The sequence below is a fragment of the Pedobacter lusitanus genome (genome assembly GCF_040026395.1).
In the GTDB taxonomy this organism is placed as follows: Bacteria; Bacteroidota; Bacteroidia; order Sphingobacteriales; family Sphingobacteriaceae; genus Pedobacter; species Pedobacter lusitanus.
Genome location: NZ_CP157278.1, coordinates 1,850,449 through 1,868,606 on the forward strand (window position 1 = coordinate 1,850,449; position 18,158 = coordinate 1,868,606).

Consider the following 18,158-nt stretch of genomic DNA (forward strand, 5'->3'; position numbering starts at 1 on the left):
TAATTTATTTATTGTTTTTCAATATAATTGAGGCACCCGCATTAAAGTTCAGTGTTACAAAACCATCATTTGTCTGATGAATTTTCACACCGGTACTGGATAGGGTATGCCAGGTTTTAAAAGGTAATTTCAATTTAACAGCCCCGCTCTTTTCTGCTTCAATCTTCACTTCATCAATAACACCGTCTTTTTTGCTCGCGCTAACCAGAACAGCTCCCTCAGCACGCAGATGATCAAATGATAAGTCTTTCCAGTGCGCCGGTACAGCAGGCATAATTTCAATAAAACCGGCATAACTTTGCAGCAGCATTTCCTGTAACCCTCCTGCAAAAGCAAAATTTCCTTCCAGTGTAAATGGTCTGTAGGTAAATTTTGAATAGCCGCTTTTGGTCTGGTCACCGTTTAAATGGAAACTATTCACCGAACAAAATGCCTTGGCAAAAATTCCCAGATCTCTGGCAGCACCTTCCCCATCTTTTGCTCTTGCCTTCATGTTTGCCATCCAGGAATAAGAATATCCGCACCAGTAGGCAGGGCCGATACTATCTAACAGATGAATTGTATTTTTAATTACAGCCTGTGCTTTGGCTCCGTCTTCCCATTTGATTAAACCTAGCGGGTGAATGGCCATTGCATTGGAAAAATGACGGTGTGACTGATTATAAGCCATTGATGGTGCAAATTTTAATTCAGCATTTGCCGATAATGCATAATCATCAAATTGCTTTAGTATACTTTCCCAGTGCAGACTCTCCTGTTTCAGTCCCAGTTCACCGGCTAGCTCTGCAGCAGCCTTAAAGGCAAATTTCATCAGTCCCAGATCGTAATTCGTATTTTGTGGAAACCAGGCTTCAAGACTGTTATCATTAATTTCAGGACTTGAACTGATTTGTAATTTACGATGTCCTGCACTATCCAAAACTGTAATATCTTCCAGTAATTTTGCGGTAGCTTTCAGCCATGGATAGGCTTTTTGTTTCAGAAATGTCCTGTCCATACTATAGCGCCACTGCAGATAATAGTGCTGTCCCAGCCAGGCTGAAACTGTTGGAGAAAGTGAATACTGAATCCATCCCCCCATTTCTGTTCCGTCCAACGTGGTTACCCCCGGGACAGCAATTCCGTTACTGCCAAAAAACTCCCTGGTATATCTTTGGTAGTTTGCCTTATTCTTTTCCAGATAATCAAGATATCCCATCGATTCTTTCAAATGATTCCCACTATAAGCTGACCAGTAACTTAACTGTGTATTCAGATCATGGTGATAGTCCCCTTTCCATGGTGGTAACCGGCCATTATCAGCAGTCCAGACAGCCTGTAATGAGATCGGAGGAGCTCCTGCGCGTGCAGCTGATCCAAATTTATATTGTTCCAGATACCATTGTTTTTCGAGTAAAGTATCAGGAATCTGAATTGCAGATTGTTTCCAGAATTCCTTCCACCAGTTTTGATGTCTGATAAAATCAGCTCCGTAACCTGGATTAACAGCTTTGGCAGTTACCTCCTGAGCCAGTATACTTTGATCATCAGAAGTTGACCTGGATGAAATACTCCAGGTTCCATCTATCGTTTTCCCTGTTTTCTTCCATCGTACATTAATCTGATAACTAAAACCTCCCCAGCCTTTCTGATCATAAGTTATACTGTTTTCCTCTTTTTTGATTATTCCCTTTGGATAACCCAGCCTGGATAAATCGTCTCCTCCTACCGGATCTCCGGAATTTTTAACCAGTCCCTGGTATTGCGGGGCAATGAGACTGATATCCATTTCGCCGGACAAATTCTCAAACCTGAACCAGCCCAGAGATTTATCAGCTGAAACAAATGTTTTCAGAGAATTGCCATTAGTCCATTTCACTTCGCACAAAGCATCTTTTACAGACAGGTTTACTGTCTTTACACTGCCCCAGCTACGGGTATCAAATTCCAGTGCACCTCCCGGAATTTTAGAAGGAGCAGGTTCAGTATCATAAGGTTCATCAAAATATTTCTGAACTATACCATAATCTTTTTTGTGTACCTGTTCAATAACCCATTGATAACTAAACTCCTTACGATGCAGCCCCTTCATCGGACGCTGATCCCAGAGATCTGCCCTGTCCAGTGAAAAATGAAGTTGTCCGTCCTTTTGCCAGATTAAAGCTCCGAGCATGCCATTTCCCAGCGGAATAGCCTCATCCCATCTGCCTGCAAGCTGGCTGAAATGGAGATCGTGACGGGGAGCTGGTTGTGCAACTATATGCTCTTTAATAAATAACAGAGGCAGCAGAAAGAATAACTTTTTAATCATATGATACTATTTAATCAGGAAGGTTACATTACCCTTCAGTTGTTTATTTTTGATATTGATCCTGTTTTCAGTAAACGGAGATCCGTAAAATGGTTCTGACCCGCTGTTGCTATAATCTGCTATCAAAAGCTGAATATGCTGATCCTGCAACCAGCTTCTGGAAGCCTGTTTACCGTTGGATAAAACATAAACACCTGAGCCCTGCTTATCAGTTAAAGCTACATTAAAGATTTGTTCTTTAGTAGACCTGAAATCATTTGATCCCATCTCATTCGTATCATCTTTCCAGTCTTTTGCCGGTACTTTGCCAAATTCTTCTACCCCTGGTAACCATTTTGCATTTAACTCCGCATGCCCTTCAGCTCTGGCAATATCAACCGCAAAATACGCTGTAAAGGCACCTTCGCGCTTCCAGTCCAGCTGCGTATAAACCGGTGGTAATTCCATCAGCATTCCATACTGACGTGGCTTTTCCTCTTTCCCTTTATAGTCAACTGTATAACTCACTTTTACCTGTCCGTTTTTCGAAAAGAGATATTGGATATCCCCCTTTGCATCTGTATAAGTAGCCTTTACAGAAAAAATCATTGTGCTATCTGTCTTTTCCGTTTTAATTTCATTGGCGAACAAAGTATACAAAGGATAGTCTTTCAAAACATAAATATTATTCTGATAAGTTTCTCCCGCAACATTAGGTTTGCCCCCATCCTCTTCATTCATAGGTACAATACTCAAAACCGGGCCTCTGGATAAAACCAGTTTTCCATCTTTTTTCCCGCTGGTAATGATACCTGTTGCCTTACTTAAAGTATAAACAACCCCTGCAAGATGAATCAGATATGCCTGATCATTTTGCGTAAAGGAAAAATCCTGCGTTGAACCTGCTTTAGTAAGCAATTCTGTCCTGGTTTGGCCATGAATACTGATCCGTTCTTCATTGATGATAAAACCCCTTGGATCTTTAAAAGAAAGTTCAACCTGCTGACTCTGTTTGTTCACAGGAATAATGAGATATCCTTTTGAATGCGGCAAAATATCAGAACTGATCTTCACCTCAGCACCATCTACTTTACAGCTGATCAGTACATTTTTTAAGGAGATGAAATCATAGCGGTTCTCAATTTCCAGACGTAGTTTTCCATCGGTAATAACAGGTTTATCAATATTTTTAATAACCACGGGTGAATAAGCCTTTTTCATTCCCCAATACTCAGGTTTAGGTCTTCTCCATGCATCGAGCGGGCCCCAGGGGCCATATCCGACTATACGGCCATCCGGCATATGAAAAACATCGTCTATTCCACTCCAGATTGCACCACCAAGATTTCCCTTATGCACATACATAGAATCATACATTTTAACCAGCGGAACCCCATAAGCGGCACGTACCCCCGGATCTGTAATCAATTCCCGGCGATTATAATCAGATACATGGGCATATTCTCCAAACAATACAGGACGGTTCATGGTATCAGCTTTCGCCGGACCATTTATCCCCGGATAATGATATACTGCTATATCAGCCTTGCTGCCTGCATTATTAAATCCACCCCAGCACTGATCATGAAATGAAGTTGGACGACTGGGGTCAAGCTGTTTCACAACGGTCTGTACTTTTGCCCATAACGGACTCCATCTGGATTCGTTACCCATTGACCAGATGATAACCGAAGGATGATTTTTACCTGCCTGCATCTTCTCTACGTTGGCATTAATCATATAAGGTAAAAAACGTTCATCCTTATAATTCCATAATTTCCATATCGGTGAAGCCCCGTGTTCAATCCAGGTTAAAGAAGACTCATCCTCAACAAATAAACCCAGCTCATCTGCTGCATCCAGGAATTCTTCTGAAGGCGGATAGTGTGAGGTTCTGATATAATTACAGTTCCCTTCCCGAAACAGTTCAGCATCCTTGCGTTCCAGTCCAGGTGCAATGCTTCTTCCGGTTAAAGGGTGTACAGAATGCCTGTTTACGCCCCGCAGTTTAATTGGGGAACCATTTACAAAAACGCGGTTCCCTTTAATTTCAACCTGCCGGAAACCTACCTTATCAGATAACTTTTCAGTCATCTTTCCCTGATAGGATAAAGTCGTTTCCAATTGATATAAATAAGGCTGTTCTGTATTCCACTGCATTGGTTTTCTGACAGGAATGGAAATCTTGAACTGTTCTTCTCCTGCCGGCTTTATTGCAGTAATATTAACTGATTTCTCTGCTACAACTTTACCCGCAGCATCCTTAAGCCTGTATCGGATTACAGCCCCGCCATTTTCATTACTTTCATTTGCAACAGAGGTATTAATTAACAGAGTTGCGTCTTTATACTGTTTATCAAAAACAGTAGTTATTGCCGCATCAGCAATATTCATATCAGGTAAGGCAAATATCATGGCTTTACGCAAAATCCCGCCTACAGTATGGGCAGCATACTGAGAGGTGCACGCCAGAATATCACTGATTGTCAATGCCTGTACTTCGACAGTTAAGAGATTATGACCATCCTGAATGAATTTCGTTATATCGGCTTCAAAAGGAACAAAACTACCTTCATGTTCAGTTACAATTTCACCGTTAAGCCTGACAACAGCATGAGAGCTGACTCCATCAAACCTGATTTTAACTTTTTTATTTTTCCAGTTACCTGGGATACTGATCCCGCGGCTATATACAGCAGTCTCTCCGGCAGCGACTTTAAAACCCTGCATTTCCCATTCTCCCGGAACAATGATTTTCTTCTTCTCCTGTCCTCCTTTAATTGAAAAATCCCAATCTCCGTTCAGAGAAATTACCGGTGTAGCTATACCCGCTGTCTCTGTAGGTCTGGGAGATAAACGAGGATATACAGTTGTACCCTGCTGTGCAAAAACGCATTCGGCTACGAATAGCAAGCCAACAAAAATGCTACAGCCTCCTTTTAATATCATATTCTATTATTTAATATCATGTTTTAATCTGATTATATCTTTAAATATCCCTGTTTTATTAAAGGATACCATATTTTTCAAAGGCCTCTTTCGCACTCATTCCCTCTTCAATTTTATTCTTCACTATTTTCTCGCCTCTTGCTTTTTCAATTGCCAGTGTAAAGACTTCTTTCTCTGCAGATTGCGGCACTACACATACCCCATCAATATCACCTATAATAATATCTCCCGGATTTATTCTGACCCCGCCAAAAGCAATAGGGACTCTAAAATCAAGCACCTTACCTCTGGGCGCCTGATCCTGTGCATAATTTCCAAATGAAAATGTCGGAAAACCCAGTTCAAGAATTCCATGAGTGTCTCTTGAATAACCATTTACTACAGCACCTACAGCGCCTAGTTTCATCGCACGGGCAGTCATCAGCTCACCCCAAAGTGCATATTCCGGTGAAGCTCCGGTACAGACATAGACCTCATTTTCACGCAGGTCATCCAGTGCTTCCAGCATGAGTCCAAAAGGCTTATCCAGTATTTTGTTCTGATTCACTGCGCCATCGAGTATATCCGCTGACAATACAGTCATAGCCCTTCCGGCTACAAACATATCCTGCCTTACAGGTTGTACTGCAGGCGGAAGAAACTGGTTCAAAAGCCCCAGTTTATCCATAATGTCACCAACTACGGCAGTGTAAAGTTCCTCCCGGATTAATTTAAAAAGTTCATCATCATTATTCCATACCATAACTACTTATCAAAGGGTTTAAATTGATATTATCTGTTCCAAAAATGATATTTAGCCATTACAAATCCCACAACACAACTGGCAACTATTAAAACTTTTTTACCATCAATATGAATAATTAATCATTTTATATGCATATTTAGTTGTCATATGAAACCACAATTTGTAGATATATCATCCCCGTTAAAGAAAAACATCTATATCAAAGATGTTGATGAACCTGTTTTGATCTCATCTCTTCACTTTCATGATCTCTGTGAACTGGTATGGATCAGAGAAAGTTACGGAAAACGTATTGTAGGAGATAATGTTGATGATTTCGAATCGGGGGATTTAGTACTCATGGGACCAAACCTGCCACATATCTGGCATAATGACACCGTTTTCCATACCGGCGAAACAACACTCAGAGCTAAAGCATCAGTCATTTATTTTCCCGTTGATTTTCTGGTCAGTCTCAGTGATGATACCTCTACTATCATACTGGTTCAGAATTTCCTGAACAAGACAAAAAGAGGCTTAAAATTTTATGGTGATACTAAAATCCAGATTATTAATCATATCCGGCAGATAAAAAACAGTTCGGGGTTAAAAAAGCTGGCTATTTTTCTGTCCGTTATTGATATTATGACTGCGTCTGATGAATATGAACCAATTACCAGCGATGCCTTTGAAATCAGCCTGAACGAAAACGATACCAAAAGAATACATGATATTTATATCTATCTTATGGAAAACTTCAAATCTGATATCTTTTTAAAAGACGTGGCGCAGATTGCTAATCTCACGCCAAATGCTTTTTGCCGCTTTTTTAAAAAACATACCCGGAAGTCATTTTCAAGGTTTTTAAACGAGCTGCGCATCGCACATGCATGCAAATTACTGCCCGATAAAAACCTTTCCGTGACCAATATCTGTTATCAGTGCGGTTATCAGAACCTTACTAACTTTAATAAGTTCTTCCGTCTGATTATGGATTGTAATCCAAGTATGTACCGCAACCGTTTTAAATAAGTTATCTATTTCAAACCTCCCTGTCCCTGATACAGGCTAACGGGCTTATCCAGTTCCAGCGCAAGAACAGACATATATTCATCCTGTGAATCCTCAGGAACAGGTATAAATACCAGTCCTGGAATAGGACTCCATGATATTTTTCCAACAACCTTAGGTTCAATTGTTTTTTCTGTACCCACAACACGGATTTTTTTGATAGTATTTTTGAGCCCTTTTACCACAACATTGCCGGAAACCTTACCAGACAGGAACAAATACAGTACAGTAGAATCTTTAGATAAAGTAGTCGGACCGTAAAAGTGTCCCTGAGGCAAACCACCCAGTGTGTTGAATATAGCCTCGCCATGTTTCTTGTTCCATTTACCCAGCTCTTTTAAAATATGTACCTCCTGTTCAGGGATTGTTCCATCTTCTTTCGGACCAATATCCAAAAGCATATTTCCGCCGTTACTAATGGCATCAGCAAAAATAGAGATGACTTCATATGGGGTTTTCCACGCTGTATCCTGAGGCTGATATCCCCAGTTGTTATTAATGGTCATACAAAGTTCCCACCAGTTGAATTTTGGTCTTGTTACCGGAAAATTCTGCTCAGGGGTATCATAATCGCCATATCCCTGTAAACGTCCGTTGAGGATAGCATCTGGTTTCAGACTTAAAATATTCTTTCTGATTAGCGGAGCCTTCCATTCTTCAGCTGAATGTTCCCAGTCTCCGTCAAACCACCATAAATCGGGTTTAAAAGCTTTATTTACTTCGTCAATCTGTGCCTGATTAAAAGTCAGAAAACGCTGCCAGCGTGCCGGATCTTCACTAATTTTATAACGTGTGCTATCTTTGGTAAAAGCAGGATAATCAGCAGAACTCCAGTCAATTAGTGAATAATAGGCTCCTCTTTTAATTCCCTGTTTGTCGAGCGCGGCATAAAAAGGAGTTAGCAGATCTCTTTTTGCAGGTGTATTTTTCACCACGCTATAATGTTTTTGTCTGGTGTTCCATAATGCAACCCCATCATGATGTTTTGTGGTCATTACAGCATATTTAGCACCACTTTCTTTAATTAGTGAAGCCCATTCTTCAGGATTATACTTAGCGGCAGTAAACCCTTTTAACTGTTTCATATAATCGTTGTGACTAATCTTTTTATTATAAAAGCTCCAGCTTTCGTCTATGCCGTTTACAGCATAAATACCCCAGTGAATAAATATGCCTAGTTTGGCATCAGCAAACCATTGCATTTTCGTCTTAATGGAGTCAGGATTAATTTTTGACTGTGCTTTTACCACATTAGCAAGCAATGTGGCAATCATCAAAACACAGCTTGTTTTAAAAAGGAACCGTTTGATCATAATTATCTGTTATTTGGTTCATAAACTTAAGATAATCTATGTTTTTAACCACATTCATTTCAAAAAAATTACAAGTTAACCCATAAAAAAAAGAGCCAGCCAATTAAAACCACCTCTTTCTCCTTATTTTCAGCAAAACATATAACTCTCAGGTCAGTTCTTCCATATTTATCCAGAAAAATGGTTAAGGATTATACAATTCATACTGATCAGTTAATAAATTATGAATTAACAGATCATTTGCTGGAATTATCTTTGACTGATAAGTAAATGAAGCCTTACTAAAATTAGCAATCACTTCCATTGTTTGCCCAAATGCAGTCCTTTGTACCAGCCTGTCTTTTGTCAGCCATTTAAAATCCGTCATCTCCAGCTTCACTGCCAGTTCATGTGTTCTGGAGAAAATCTTCATATGTCTGGAAATGATCTCCTTGTATTTTATCCATTCTGACTGATTAAGATGATACATTGGAGGTACATTATATAAAACTTCCTTTAACTCTGTATTTTTGATTTCACCAGGGATTTTCAAGCTGCCACACTCCCAGTGATGAGAAGTAATCACTGAATTATTATACACCAGCTGAAACAAAGGGATATTAAAGCGGTTATCAAAATAGAGATATAAATATTCATCCTTCATCGGTGCCTGTAAGCCATATCTTCCTGGTACACCACCATCACTGGAATAATAGGCTCCGATATAGTATTCCGAGGTTTTGTTTTTCCGCATATCCGGATCATTCCAGGCTATAACCGGAGTGGTCATGCCATGCCCGAAAGCAATCGTATTCGCTACAAAATCATTTCCTACTTCTGTACCAATAACCAGTTTATACTGATCTCTGATCCAGTTCATGCGCCGAATTCTTGCCTCAAGATCCTGTTCCTGACTGGTCATCCTGCCTGGAGTATAGTCATCCAGAATTTCTCCCGTACCATCACAGTCAATAAACCAGGAATTGAATTCATGTGCAAAATCTTTCATTACCGCAGACATTCTCTGTTTAACCGCAGGCATAGCCAGAACAGGACTTAATTGTCTCCCCTGTCCTAAAAAAGCATGTGCGGGCTTCCCATTTTTGTTCATGACATAAGCCTTGTTATACAAGCTTGTATCTTCGAATTTTGCCGTTAACCAAACCTCTTTCCCGGGCGGATGTATGCTATGATAAGAATCATAAGGTCCTATCAGGTATCCTTTCTCCCTGGCTTTGAGCACAAAATCAGGATGAATCTCTCCTGATACCCAGTCGTTTAATCCTAACCAGGCAGTTTTTATACCAGCTGCCTGCATTTCATCAAGCAGAGCCAGTGGTGCACCACCCCAATCCTGTACAGGCTGCAAACATCCGGTATAGGCGTTGTTCAATAATTGCTTATTCAATTGATATAATTCCGTAGCCCCATTACCGTCACCCGGCGTATTTCTTTTATCAAGCAATGCGATGGTTTGTTTATCAGCCACTATACCTTTCCAGGCAGTCACATTATAAAAATCCTTTTTACTGAGTGCTTCATTTAAAGCTCTTAAAAAAAGATTTTTGTGATACCTGCTTATATAATTATTCCTGCTAAATTCATTAAACTGGGCCAGAAACTCTTTGCCAGCTTCAGCATCTTTCAGACCAAACAATTTCAATATATGTTTTGTGGGGTTAATGGAGCCCGATGCTGATTCCTTAACTATTTTATCTTTTAACAGTTTCCAGTTTTTGACATCATCAGCTACCAGAAACTGATTATTCCAGATATAAATATGAGGTGCTCCGTACAGTTTCCGGATATTAGGGTTATCTGCAGCTTTATCTTCAAGCGTTAAAACCGGAGATCTCTCATCTACATACTTCTTATACGTTTTTGCTATAGCTACCGGGTCATTATCCACCAGATATATTCTGAATCCAAACTGTTTGTCTTTTACCGTAGCCGGAAATTCATGCTTAAACTGCGCAGCCAGTATACCTTCGTGCGTGTAGAATTTCAGTTCATTGTTAAACATGTTTTTAATGACGTAGACCAGTGCTTTTTCCGTAAAATTTACTGCAAAAAACTGCATGGACAGATCCTGTGAACCTGAAACCAGTGGATTTTTCACAAAATGAGCTTTCCATTTTTCATCCCCTGCAGGAATATATTTTCCCTGATGCAGCGGAATGGTAAATGCACTGATGACACTCTCCACTTTTGGCCAGACTAAATGCGCTGTATCAGCCGATTTAATGTCCAGATCTACATAATCCTCCTGCAATTTCAGAAATACTGTTATTCCTTTCCCAAAGGTCCAGGAAAGATGGGTTTCATCCTGTTGAAGAAGATGTGCAGTTTGTCTGGCTGATGGTGAAGAGATCACATATTGCTTCCCTTTTTCATCTGTTGCTGTTATCCCCAGATTTTCCGGACTCACCTTAATTTTTATTTTTGAATTGGACAAACTGATTATCTGACCAGACTGCTCCGCCAAATTAGCTGTTAGTTTTTTTTGAATTAGCTGCTGCGCAAAACATGGTTTTATAAACGCAAAAGACAATAATAAACTATACCCTACCGGTAATTTTCTCCACCCTGCTAATCGCATCTTCTTTTTAAATTAAACTTCTTCTATTTCCCTTGCCGGATACTACTCTGTAATTAATTTATAACCCAGTCCCCTGATATTTACAATCTGGAGAGCGGGATCATCTTTCAGATGTTTACGTAATTTGGTGATAAATACATCCATACTTCTGGCATTAAAGAAATTATCCGTTCCCCAGAGTAATTCCAGTGCTGTTTTCCTGGACAAAACCTCATTTTTATTTTCAATCAGTAATTTTAACAGACCACATTCACGGAAAGACAATTTAACCGCCTGGTTTCCTCTGATCAGATCCTGAGCAACAGAATTAAAATAATATTCTCCCAGCGCACACTTTAACTCTTCATTATTCTGCTGATTTTTTCTTAGCGGTATTCTCAGCAAAGAATTAATACGAACGATCAGTTCTTCCATACTAAAAGGCTTTTTAAGATAATCATTACCTCCTATTTCAAAACCGTTCACTACATCTTCAGTTAAGGATCTTGCTGTTAAAAAAATGATCGGGACATCCGAGTTCATTTTCCGGATGTCTTTAGTCAGAGAAAAACCGTCCATTTCGGGCATGGTTATATCAAACACACAGATATCCGGTATAAAATCAACAAATAAGGAAAGTGCTTTAGTACCATTATCCACATGTTTCACTAAAAAACCTCTGGATTCCAGACTTTCTTTAACAATCCTGGCCAGAAATGGCTCATCCTCTGCAAGTAATATTTTAATCTTTTCCATAAATTCAGCGTAAAAGGTTTATTGTAAAAACACTGCCTTTTCCCAGCTTACTGTTTAACATTATATTTCCATTGTGCATTTTGATAATGTTGGCGACATAACTCAGACCAAGTCCAAAACCACTTACATTGGCCAGTTTACCACTTGGAACACGGAAAAACTTATCGAAAACCTTTTCCTGATAAATTCCGTCAATGCCAATTCCGTTATCCCTGATTTCTATAAAAACCATATTACCGTTATGGCTGCAATTAATTTCTATCAAAGGATCAGGTCCCGAGTATTTAATACTGTTATCAATCAGATTATAGATTACACTATTCATATGAACTTTATCGGCTTTGATAAACAGCTCTTTTTCAGCGTGATTAAAAACGAGTCTCACATTTTTATTCTTCAGCTGCAACTGCATATTGTCAATTACATCCTGAATCAGCGAAATCACATCCATTGGCATGATGGCCAGTTTCACCTCGCTCCGTTCAAAGGCCGAGATCTTAAGTACCTTTTCCACCATTTCCCCTACTCTTTTAATCTCATGTTCGCAAATATCCAGATACTCCAATGCCCGGTCAGGTTTATGCAGCACTTCAAAATTCTTCATTGCTTCAATCCCCAATGCTACTGTTGTTATCGGGGTTTTGAACTCATGGGTCATATTATTGATAAAATCATTCTTTATTTCGGCAACCCTTTTCTGCTGGTATATGGTACGTAACATATAAACAAAAGCCCAGGCTGTGATTATCAGTATCAATAAAGTGGAGAGCAGTATCCATTGCATTCTCTTAAATACATAACCGATATTATTATCAAAGGCTAAACGGACAATATAAGTATCCAGTAAACCCATTTTAACTGCCTTTGATTGCTCTCTGAACTGATTAAATTTTGCAGCATCAGAAACAAATGGCTTTCCTTTACCACTTACATTTGTCAGTTTTACGGCATACCCGGTATGTATATCTTTTTCTTTTAATAAGGAATCTATTTTTTTATGAAGAGGGATATAAAACCGCTCTAAATCTTTCTGATTATAAATTGTATCGGACTTTACATTATAAATTCTGTGTGCTGACTTTTTGTCTTTTTTATGCTCATTCTTTTTATCACTACTATCAGAAGACAGGGTCAATATAATTTTAACCTCCACATCCTTTTTTCCGGGAGCAGAATTTCTCATGTCTTTCGCAGCATTTATAGTCGTCATCATCCCACTGAACTTTGAGGCAAAAGTCCGGTCATGTTCTATAGTATCTTTCACAAAAAACTTCTCCCGCAAAACCTCATCAAGTGCGGTAATATAATTTACTCTTTGCATGACTTCGGCTACATCCCATTTAAATTGCGTCCTGGTAATACCGTAAGAAGTATATAACCAATACCCCTGAAACAGAGAAAGCCCGATCAGAGAAAGTCCCATGATGGCGATAATAAACCGCAACTTCTTTTTCATCAGAATATATTATTAATCGTATTAATTTATCATTTATATCCCTGATTTTATAGTTCAGGTTTATATTATATTAAGGATGATAATCTTATTTCAACAAATCTAGTATTATTTGAACCACAGGCCATAACCGTTAACACTGTTTAACACTAAATAACAGGCCGGTAACAAAACACTGATCATCAATCACATAATTTTGTCTTAAATCAAAAATCTTATGAAACCATTAATTAACTCTGCTCTGTTCTTCGGGATGATCTGTATTCAAACTGTACAGGGACAGGATAAACCAGCTAAGCTGCCTGGCGATACGACCCTGCCTTCTTCAAAAACTGAACTCAGTAATATTGCCAGTTACGAAAAGGACAAATTTGCTTACCATGTGGAAGATTATTTTTCAAAACCCAAGGTTGATGACTTTAAACTTTCTCCTGATGGCGAATCTATATCCTTCCGGCAAAAAGATGCACAGGGTAAACGTAACCTGTACGTCAAAAATATAAAAACAGGAACCACAGTCAAAGTTCTTACAGAAGGAAAAGAACTCATCCGTCTATATTTATGGGCTAACAATAACCGTATCATCTATCAGCAGGATAAAGGTGGAGATGAAAACTATCAGCTTTTTGCAATCAACAAAGATGGTACAGCGGGCAAAGCTTTAACCCCTTTCCCCAAAGTAAAAGTGACTACCATTCAACAGCTGGAAAATGATCCGAATTCACTGATTATAGAAATGAATCTGGATAATCCGGAAATATTTGAGCCTTATAAACTCAATATTACTACAGGAAAAATACAGAATCTGTTTAGAAATACAGATAAGAAAAATCCGGCCAGTGGTTTTGACTTTGATAAAAACGGAGTACTCCGGGCTTATACCATAAGATTTAATGGTACCCAAAACAAACTCATGTATAAAGCTCCAGGCGACAAGGTTTTCAAATTAGTGAATACCAGTACCTGGAAGGATGACTTTTCTATTCTTAATTTTGATTATACAGATCCAGCCGGCAACAGAGTTTATGTAAATTCAAATATTGACCGTGATAAAAGTGCAATACTGCTTTATGATATGAAGCAAAAAAAAGTCATCAAAACACTGTTTGAAAACGATCATTTTGATGTAAGCGGTTTAAAAATCTCCAAAAAGAGAAAAAACACAATTGACTACTTTTCTTATACCGGCGAACGCAGTGAAACCTTACCGGTAAGTGATTACTTCAAAGCCCTGTATCATAAATTCACGTCAAAATTTAAAGATAAAGATATCGAAATCGTCTCAGTAACTGATCAGGAAGACAAATACCTACTTTCTGTGAGCAGCGACCGTCTGTACCAAACCTACCAGTTATATGATGCTGTAAAGGACAAATTCGAATTAGTTCAGGACGTGATGCCACAGCTCAAAGAAGCAGATATGGCAAAAATGCTTCCTGTTCATTTTCAAACCAGAGATGGAATGACCATTTATGGATATCTCACTTTACCCAATGGCGCTACTGCTGATAAACCAGTTCCGCTGATCGTTCATCCTCATGGTGGTCCATATGGAATAAGAGATGAATGGGGATTTAATTCCCAAGTTCAGCTTTTTGCCAGCCGCGGTTATGCGACATTACAGATCAATTATAGAGGATCCGGCGGATACGGCAAAGATTATCTGCTTAAAGGAAGTAAACAAATAGGTCGTAATATGCTTAATGATTTAGAAGATGGTGTAGCATTTGTTCTTCAGCAGGGTCTGATTAATAAAGATAAAATCGCAATTTATGGTGCGAGCTATGGTGGTCTGGCTACCCTGGGCAGTTTAGTTAAAACTCCTGATCTGTACAAATGCGGCGTAGATTATGTTGGTGTGTCTAACCTGTTCACCTTTATCAATTCATTTCCTCCATATTGGAAACCACTATTAAAACAGTTTTATGAACAATGGTATAATCCTGAAAATGCAGAAGAGCATCAAATTATGACCGATGTTTCTCCTGCGCTGCACGTTGATAAAATTCAGACGCCATTATTCGTTATTCAGGGAGCTAATGACCCGCGCGTTAATATCAATGAATCCGATCAAATGGTCAAAAATCTACGCGCCAAAGGTTTAGAAACGCCTTATTTGGTAAGCTATAATGAAGGTCATGGATTCTATCATGAAGAAAACCGTATTACGCTATATCAGACTATGCTGGGTTTCTTCGCTAAACATCTTAAATAATTTCCTTTAATTAAGCTGTTCTTTTTAAGAAGAACAGCTTAATTTTCAATTCCAGTTGCAGCAATTTCTTTTTTCTCCATATTCCCCCTCCATAACCCGTAAGGTCTCCATCAGACTAATGGTCAAATAAACTGTCAAAACTTTGCATCTCAACTATTTCTTTTGTTGATTTTTCCAGGTGCTCATAAGTATTACGATAGGCATAACCACCCATACTGATTCGTTTTACTCCCAGTCGCTGCAGGGTCTGAAAACCAGGCAACCCAGGCATACACATTACATGGAGAGGTAATCCCGTAAACCTGGTCAGTTCAGCAATCTCCTTCTCATTCAAAATAAAAGGCAAAAATATCCCGTGGACATTCGCTGTTTCATATAATCTGATTCTTCTTTTACTCTCTTGTAAAGGATCAGGCAAACCCAGGATATAAGCATCAGAGCGTACATTAATATAAATATCTGTGCCTTTATTTTTAAGTGCCTCAGTTATATTTTTCAGTTTTTCAGTGAATATTTCAGCATCCTGAATTTTACGTTCAGCCCCTCTTACCAGAGAGTCTTCTATATTAATCCCTGCAACGCCTAACTCTGTTAACCTTAAGATATTGGCCGTTACTTTTTCTGCTGTATCCCCATAACCTGCTTCCAGATCTACAGATACAGGCAGGCTGACAGACTTCATGATTCTTTTTATGACAAAAAGATATTCCTCAAAGGGCATTCCTTCCCCATCCTCATAGCCTAAGCTATGGGCAACAGCAGAGCTCGATAATGCGATAGCCTTAAATCCCAGCTGTTCATAAATTAATGCACTGGAAACATTCCAGACATTGCCTGTTAAAAGCAAATTCTCCTGGTGGTGGAGATCTCTAAATTTTTCAAATGATGAAGCCATAATTCTAATTATTATCCGGGATAAAATTAGCATATAAACCGGGCTCATCACAACCGGAAAACTGACAACTATTTTTTTTATTTCTACTAAATATTTTTGCAATCCTACTGACATAGGGTTGTCACTAATACTACGTTTCTTAGCAACTCAATAAAACATAAAATGGAAAAATTAGATCTGACAAAACTATTTAAAACTTATTATTCTGCCGGCAAGGCTCCGGCATTATTAGGTATGGAACGTGCTAAATACATAGCTATTTCCGGTGTAGGAGATCCAAATGAAAAAACATTTGCAGATAAAGTTCAGGCCTTATATGCCACTGCATTCACCATTAAATTCATACACAAGACCATCAATCAGGACTTTGTGGTTTCAAAACTCGAAGGTTTGTGGGAACTTGATGAATACACGCCACGTAACCAGTGGAAATACCGGTTGCTGATCCGTATACCGGATTATATTCAACAGGCGTCATTGCTAACGGCAATTGAGCAGGTGGTTAAAAGAAAACAACTGATCCTGGCCAAAGAAATTGAGCTTTATATCATGCAGGAGAAAGATGTCGTACAGGTTATGCATACCGGGCCCTTTAGTACCGAACGTGAAACCATCAGACAGCTTCATGATTTTATAGAAAGAAAAGGCTTACAAAAAACCGGCCTGCACCATGAAATTTATCTGAGTGATTTTCGTACCACTCCGCCAGAAAAATTGAAGACCATATTACGCCAGCCGGTAGAATAATTAAGGTAAGATCTTCCCATCTTTATTAGTCAATTGATTAAAACAAACGCAGGTTTGATTACAGAACTCTAAAACAGTTGTAATCAAACCTGTATTTCAAAACTTCTTCCGGAACTAATCCCGGGAGAGCAGAACTATCTTTCCTGTTTTAACTGACTCATCACAGGCAAATGCAATTTTCAGACTGTTTACAGCATCATTTGTAGGGTCAATCAAATCTATATCTTCCCTGATTGATTTTAAGAAATAACGTTGTTCCCGGTTACAAAGTTCCTGATGATCCGGTTCATCAACCAGATCAATCCAGGTATCTGCTTTAGAGAAATGATCTTTCTCATCCAAATCTGCATAATGCACCTTAATTGATTCTGTTTTGGTATGTGCATCTATGGAAGCAGATTTACCAGCACTGCCGGCATCCTTTGCAACAATTGATACTGAACCTTTTGGCCCGATCACATCCTTAATAAAAAAGGCAGTTTCACTGATCATTGGCCCCCAGCCCGATTCATACCAGCCTACAGAACCGTCTTCAAAACGAATCTGCAGCTGTCCGTAATTATAGGTATCCTCACTAATATCAGGGCTTAATCTTGCTCCTATGGCACTTACCTGAACAGGCTTTGATCGTGTCATCTGACACATAACATCAATATAATGCACACCACAATCCACTATTGGGCTTAAACTCTTCAGCAAATTGCGATGGACAGTCCATTTAGCGCCCTGGCTTTGCTGGTTTAAATTCATCCGCATAACCAGCGGCCTGCCCATTTCTGAAGATAAACCAATAAATTTTTGCCACGAAGGATGATAGCGTAAAATATAACCGACTAATAATTTCTTTCCATACTGCCGGGCTGCAGCAGCTACCCGCTCTGCTCCTTCAACAGAATCAGCCAGTGGTTTTTCTATAAATACATGACAACCATTTTCCATAGCTTTAACAGCAAAAGCTTCATGCGTATCAGGATAGGTAGAAATACAGACCGCATCAGGAGAAGTTAAACGTAAAGCTTCTTCATAATCACTAAAAAGCGGATAATTACCACCCAGTTTTTCATTTAAAACTTTTTTACTGTTTCCTGTTGAAACCAGCCCGCATATTTCAAAACCGTCCAGCGTATGATATGCGGTAGCATGGGATGCTCCCATGTTACCGCAACCTACCACCAGTACCCGAAGATTCTTTTTTTTCAAAGACATTTT

The 18,158-nt window shown here is 39.1% G+C and carries 12 protein-coding genes; 3 read left to right on the forward strand and 9 right to left on the reverse strand.

The genetic code is table 11. The annotated features are described in order from the left end of the window. Nucleotides 1-4: 4 nt before the first annotated feature. From PL_RS07885 to PL_RS07895, 3 genes are read right to left on the reverse strand one after another with little or no spacing between them, the layout of a single operon-like run. The gene (locus tag PL_RS07885) at nt 5-2,290 is read right to left on the reverse strand and encodes a glycosyl hydrolase family 95 catalytic domain-containing protein (RefSeq protein ID WP_052496322.1); all 2,286 of its coding nucleotides are present in this window, start codon (nt 2,288-2,290) and stop codon (nt 5-7) included. 6 nt (nt 2,291-2,296) lie between these two features. After that, complete coding sequence (locus PL_RS07890) at nt 2,297-5,218, reverse strand: glycoside hydrolase family 2 TIM barrel-domain containing protein (RefSeq protein WP_052496323.1); 2,922 nt, start codon at nt 5,216-5,218, stop codon at nt 2,297-2,299. A gap of 58 nt (nt 5,219-5,276) precedes the next feature. Continuing rightward, nucleotides 5,277-5,960, reverse strand: coding sequence for an RraA family protein (locus PL_RS07895; RefSeq protein ID WP_041882620.1), 684 nt, complete (start codon nt 5,958-5,960; stop codon nt 5,277-5,279). Nucleotides 5,961-6,110: 150 nt separating this feature from the next. Here PL_RS07895 and PL_RS07900 point away from each other — a divergent pair, with 150 nt between their 5' ends. After that, nucleotides 6,111-6,974, forward strand: coding sequence for an AraC family transcriptional regulator (locus tag PL_RS07900; RefSeq protein WP_041882621.1), 864 nt, complete (start codon nt 6,111-6,113; stop codon nt 6,972-6,974). A 5-nt stretch (nt 6,975-6,979) separates the two neighbouring features. On the opposite strand, the gene PL_RS07905 is transcribed toward PL_RS07900, so the two are convergent. The 4 genes from PL_RS07905 to PL_RS07920 all read right to left on the reverse strand — a co-directional run bounded on the left by PL_RS07905 (nt 6,980) and on the right by PL_RS07920 (nt 13,095). Then, nucleotides 6,980-8,287, reverse strand: coding sequence for an alpha-L-fucosidase (locus tag PL_RS07905; protein WP_200890744.1), 1,308 nt, complete (start codon nt 8,285-8,287; stop codon nt 6,980-6,982). A gap of 223 nt (nt 8,288-8,510) precedes the next feature. Next, complete coding sequence (locus PL_RS07910) at nt 8,511-10,904, reverse strand: glycoside hydrolase (RefSeq protein WP_348621388.1); 2,394 nt, start codon at nt 10,902-10,904, stop codon at nt 8,511-8,513. 42 nt (nt 10,905-10,946) lie between these two features. Beyond that, the gene (locus PL_RS07915) at nt 10,947-11,639 is read right to left on the reverse strand and encodes a response regulator transcription factor (RefSeq protein WP_041882622.1); all 693 of its coding nucleotides are present in this window, start codon (nt 11,637-11,639) and stop codon (nt 10,947-10,949) included. 4 nt (nt 11,640-11,643) lie between these two features. Further along, a complete protein-coding gene (locus tag PL_RS07920) occupies nt 11,644-13,095 on the reverse strand; it encodes a sensor histidine kinase (RefSeq protein ID WP_082035940.1) in 1,452 nt (483 codons plus the stop codon). Nucleotides 13,096-13,309: 214 nt separating this feature from the next. On the opposite strand from PL_RS07920, the gene PL_RS07925 reads away from it, so the two are divergent. Further along, complete coding sequence (locus PL_RS07925) at nt 13,310-15,307, forward strand: S9 family peptidase (RefSeq protein WP_041882623.1); 1,998 nt, start codon at nt 13,310-13,312, stop codon at nt 15,305-15,307. Nucleotides 15,308-15,422: 115 nt separating this feature from the next. Here the strand turns inward: PL_RS07925 and PL_RS07930 are convergent, their stop codons facing one another. Continuing rightward, the gene (locus tag PL_RS07930; RefSeq protein ID WP_041882651.1) at nt 15,423-16,202 is read right to left on the reverse strand and encodes an isocitrate lyase/PEP mutase family protein; all 780 of its coding nucleotides are present in this window, start codon (nt 16,200-16,202) and stop codon (nt 15,423-15,425) included. A 162-nt stretch (nt 16,203-16,364) separates the two neighbouring features. On the opposite strand from PL_RS07930, the gene PL_RS07935 reads away from it, so the two are divergent. Further along, nucleotides 16,365-16,949 (forward strand): GyrI-like domain-containing protein, encoded by a 585-nt coding sequence (locus PL_RS07935; RefSeq protein WP_041882625.1) that lies wholly within the window; start codon nt 16,365-16,367, stop codon nt 16,947-16,949. Between the two features lie 114 nt (nt 16,950-17,063). On the opposite strand, the gene PL_RS07940 is transcribed toward PL_RS07935, so the two are convergent. After that, nucleotides 17,064-18,155, reverse strand: coding sequence for a Gfo/Idh/MocA family protein (locus PL_RS07940; protein WP_041882626.1), 1,092 nt, complete (start codon nt 18,153-18,155; stop codon nt 17,064-17,066). Nucleotides 18,156-18,158 lie beyond the last annotated feature (3 nt).

Excerpts from the sequence above, each read along its gene's own strand:
- PL_RS07885 (WP_052496322.1), bottom strand. The coding sequence starts at position 2,290 with ATGATTAAAAAGTTATTCTTTCTGCTGCCTCTGTTATTTATTAAAGAG.
- PL_RS07890 (WP_052496323.1), bottom strand. The coding sequence starts at position 5,218 with ATGATATTAAAAGGAGGCTGTAGCATTTTTGTTGGCTTGCTATTCGTA.
- PL_RS07895 (WP_041882620.1), bottom strand. The coding sequence starts at position 5,960 with ATGGTATGGAATAATGATGATGAACTTTTTAAATTAATCCGGGAGGAA.
- PL_RS07900 (WP_041882621.1), top strand. The coding sequence starts at position 6,111 with ATGAAACCACAATTTGTAGATATATCATCCCCGTTAAAGAAAAACATC.
- PL_RS07905 (WP_200890744.1), bottom strand. The coding sequence starts at position 8,287 with ATGATTGCCACATTGCTTGCTAATGTGGTAAAAGCACAGTCAAAAATT.
- PL_RS07910 (WP_348621388.1), bottom strand. The coding sequence starts at position 10,904 with ATGCGATTAGCAGGGTGGAGAAAATTACCGGTAGGGTATAGTTTATTA.
- PL_RS07915 (WP_041882622.1), bottom strand. The coding sequence starts at position 11,639 with ATGGAAAAGATTAAAATATTACTTGCAGAGGATGAGCCATTTCTGGCC.
- PL_RS07920 (WP_082035940.1), bottom strand. The coding sequence starts at position 13,095 with ATGAAAAAGAAGTTGCGGTTTATTATCGCCATCATGGGACTTTCTCTG.
- PL_RS07925 (WP_041882623.1), top strand. The coding sequence starts at position 13,310 with ATGAAACCATTAATTAACTCTGCTCTGTTCTTCGGGATGATCTGTATT.
- PL_RS07930 (WP_041882651.1), bottom strand. The coding sequence starts at position 16,202 with ATGGCTTCATCATTTGAAAAATTTAGAGATCTCCACCACCAGGAGAAT.
- PL_RS07935 (WP_041882625.1), top strand. The coding sequence starts at position 16,365 with ATGGAAAAATTAGATCTGACAAAACTATTTAAAACTTATTATTCTGCC.
- PL_RS07940 (WP_041882626.1), bottom strand. The coding sequence starts at position 18,155 with ATGTCTTTGAAAAAAAAGAATCTTCGGGTACTGGTGGTAGGTTGCGGT.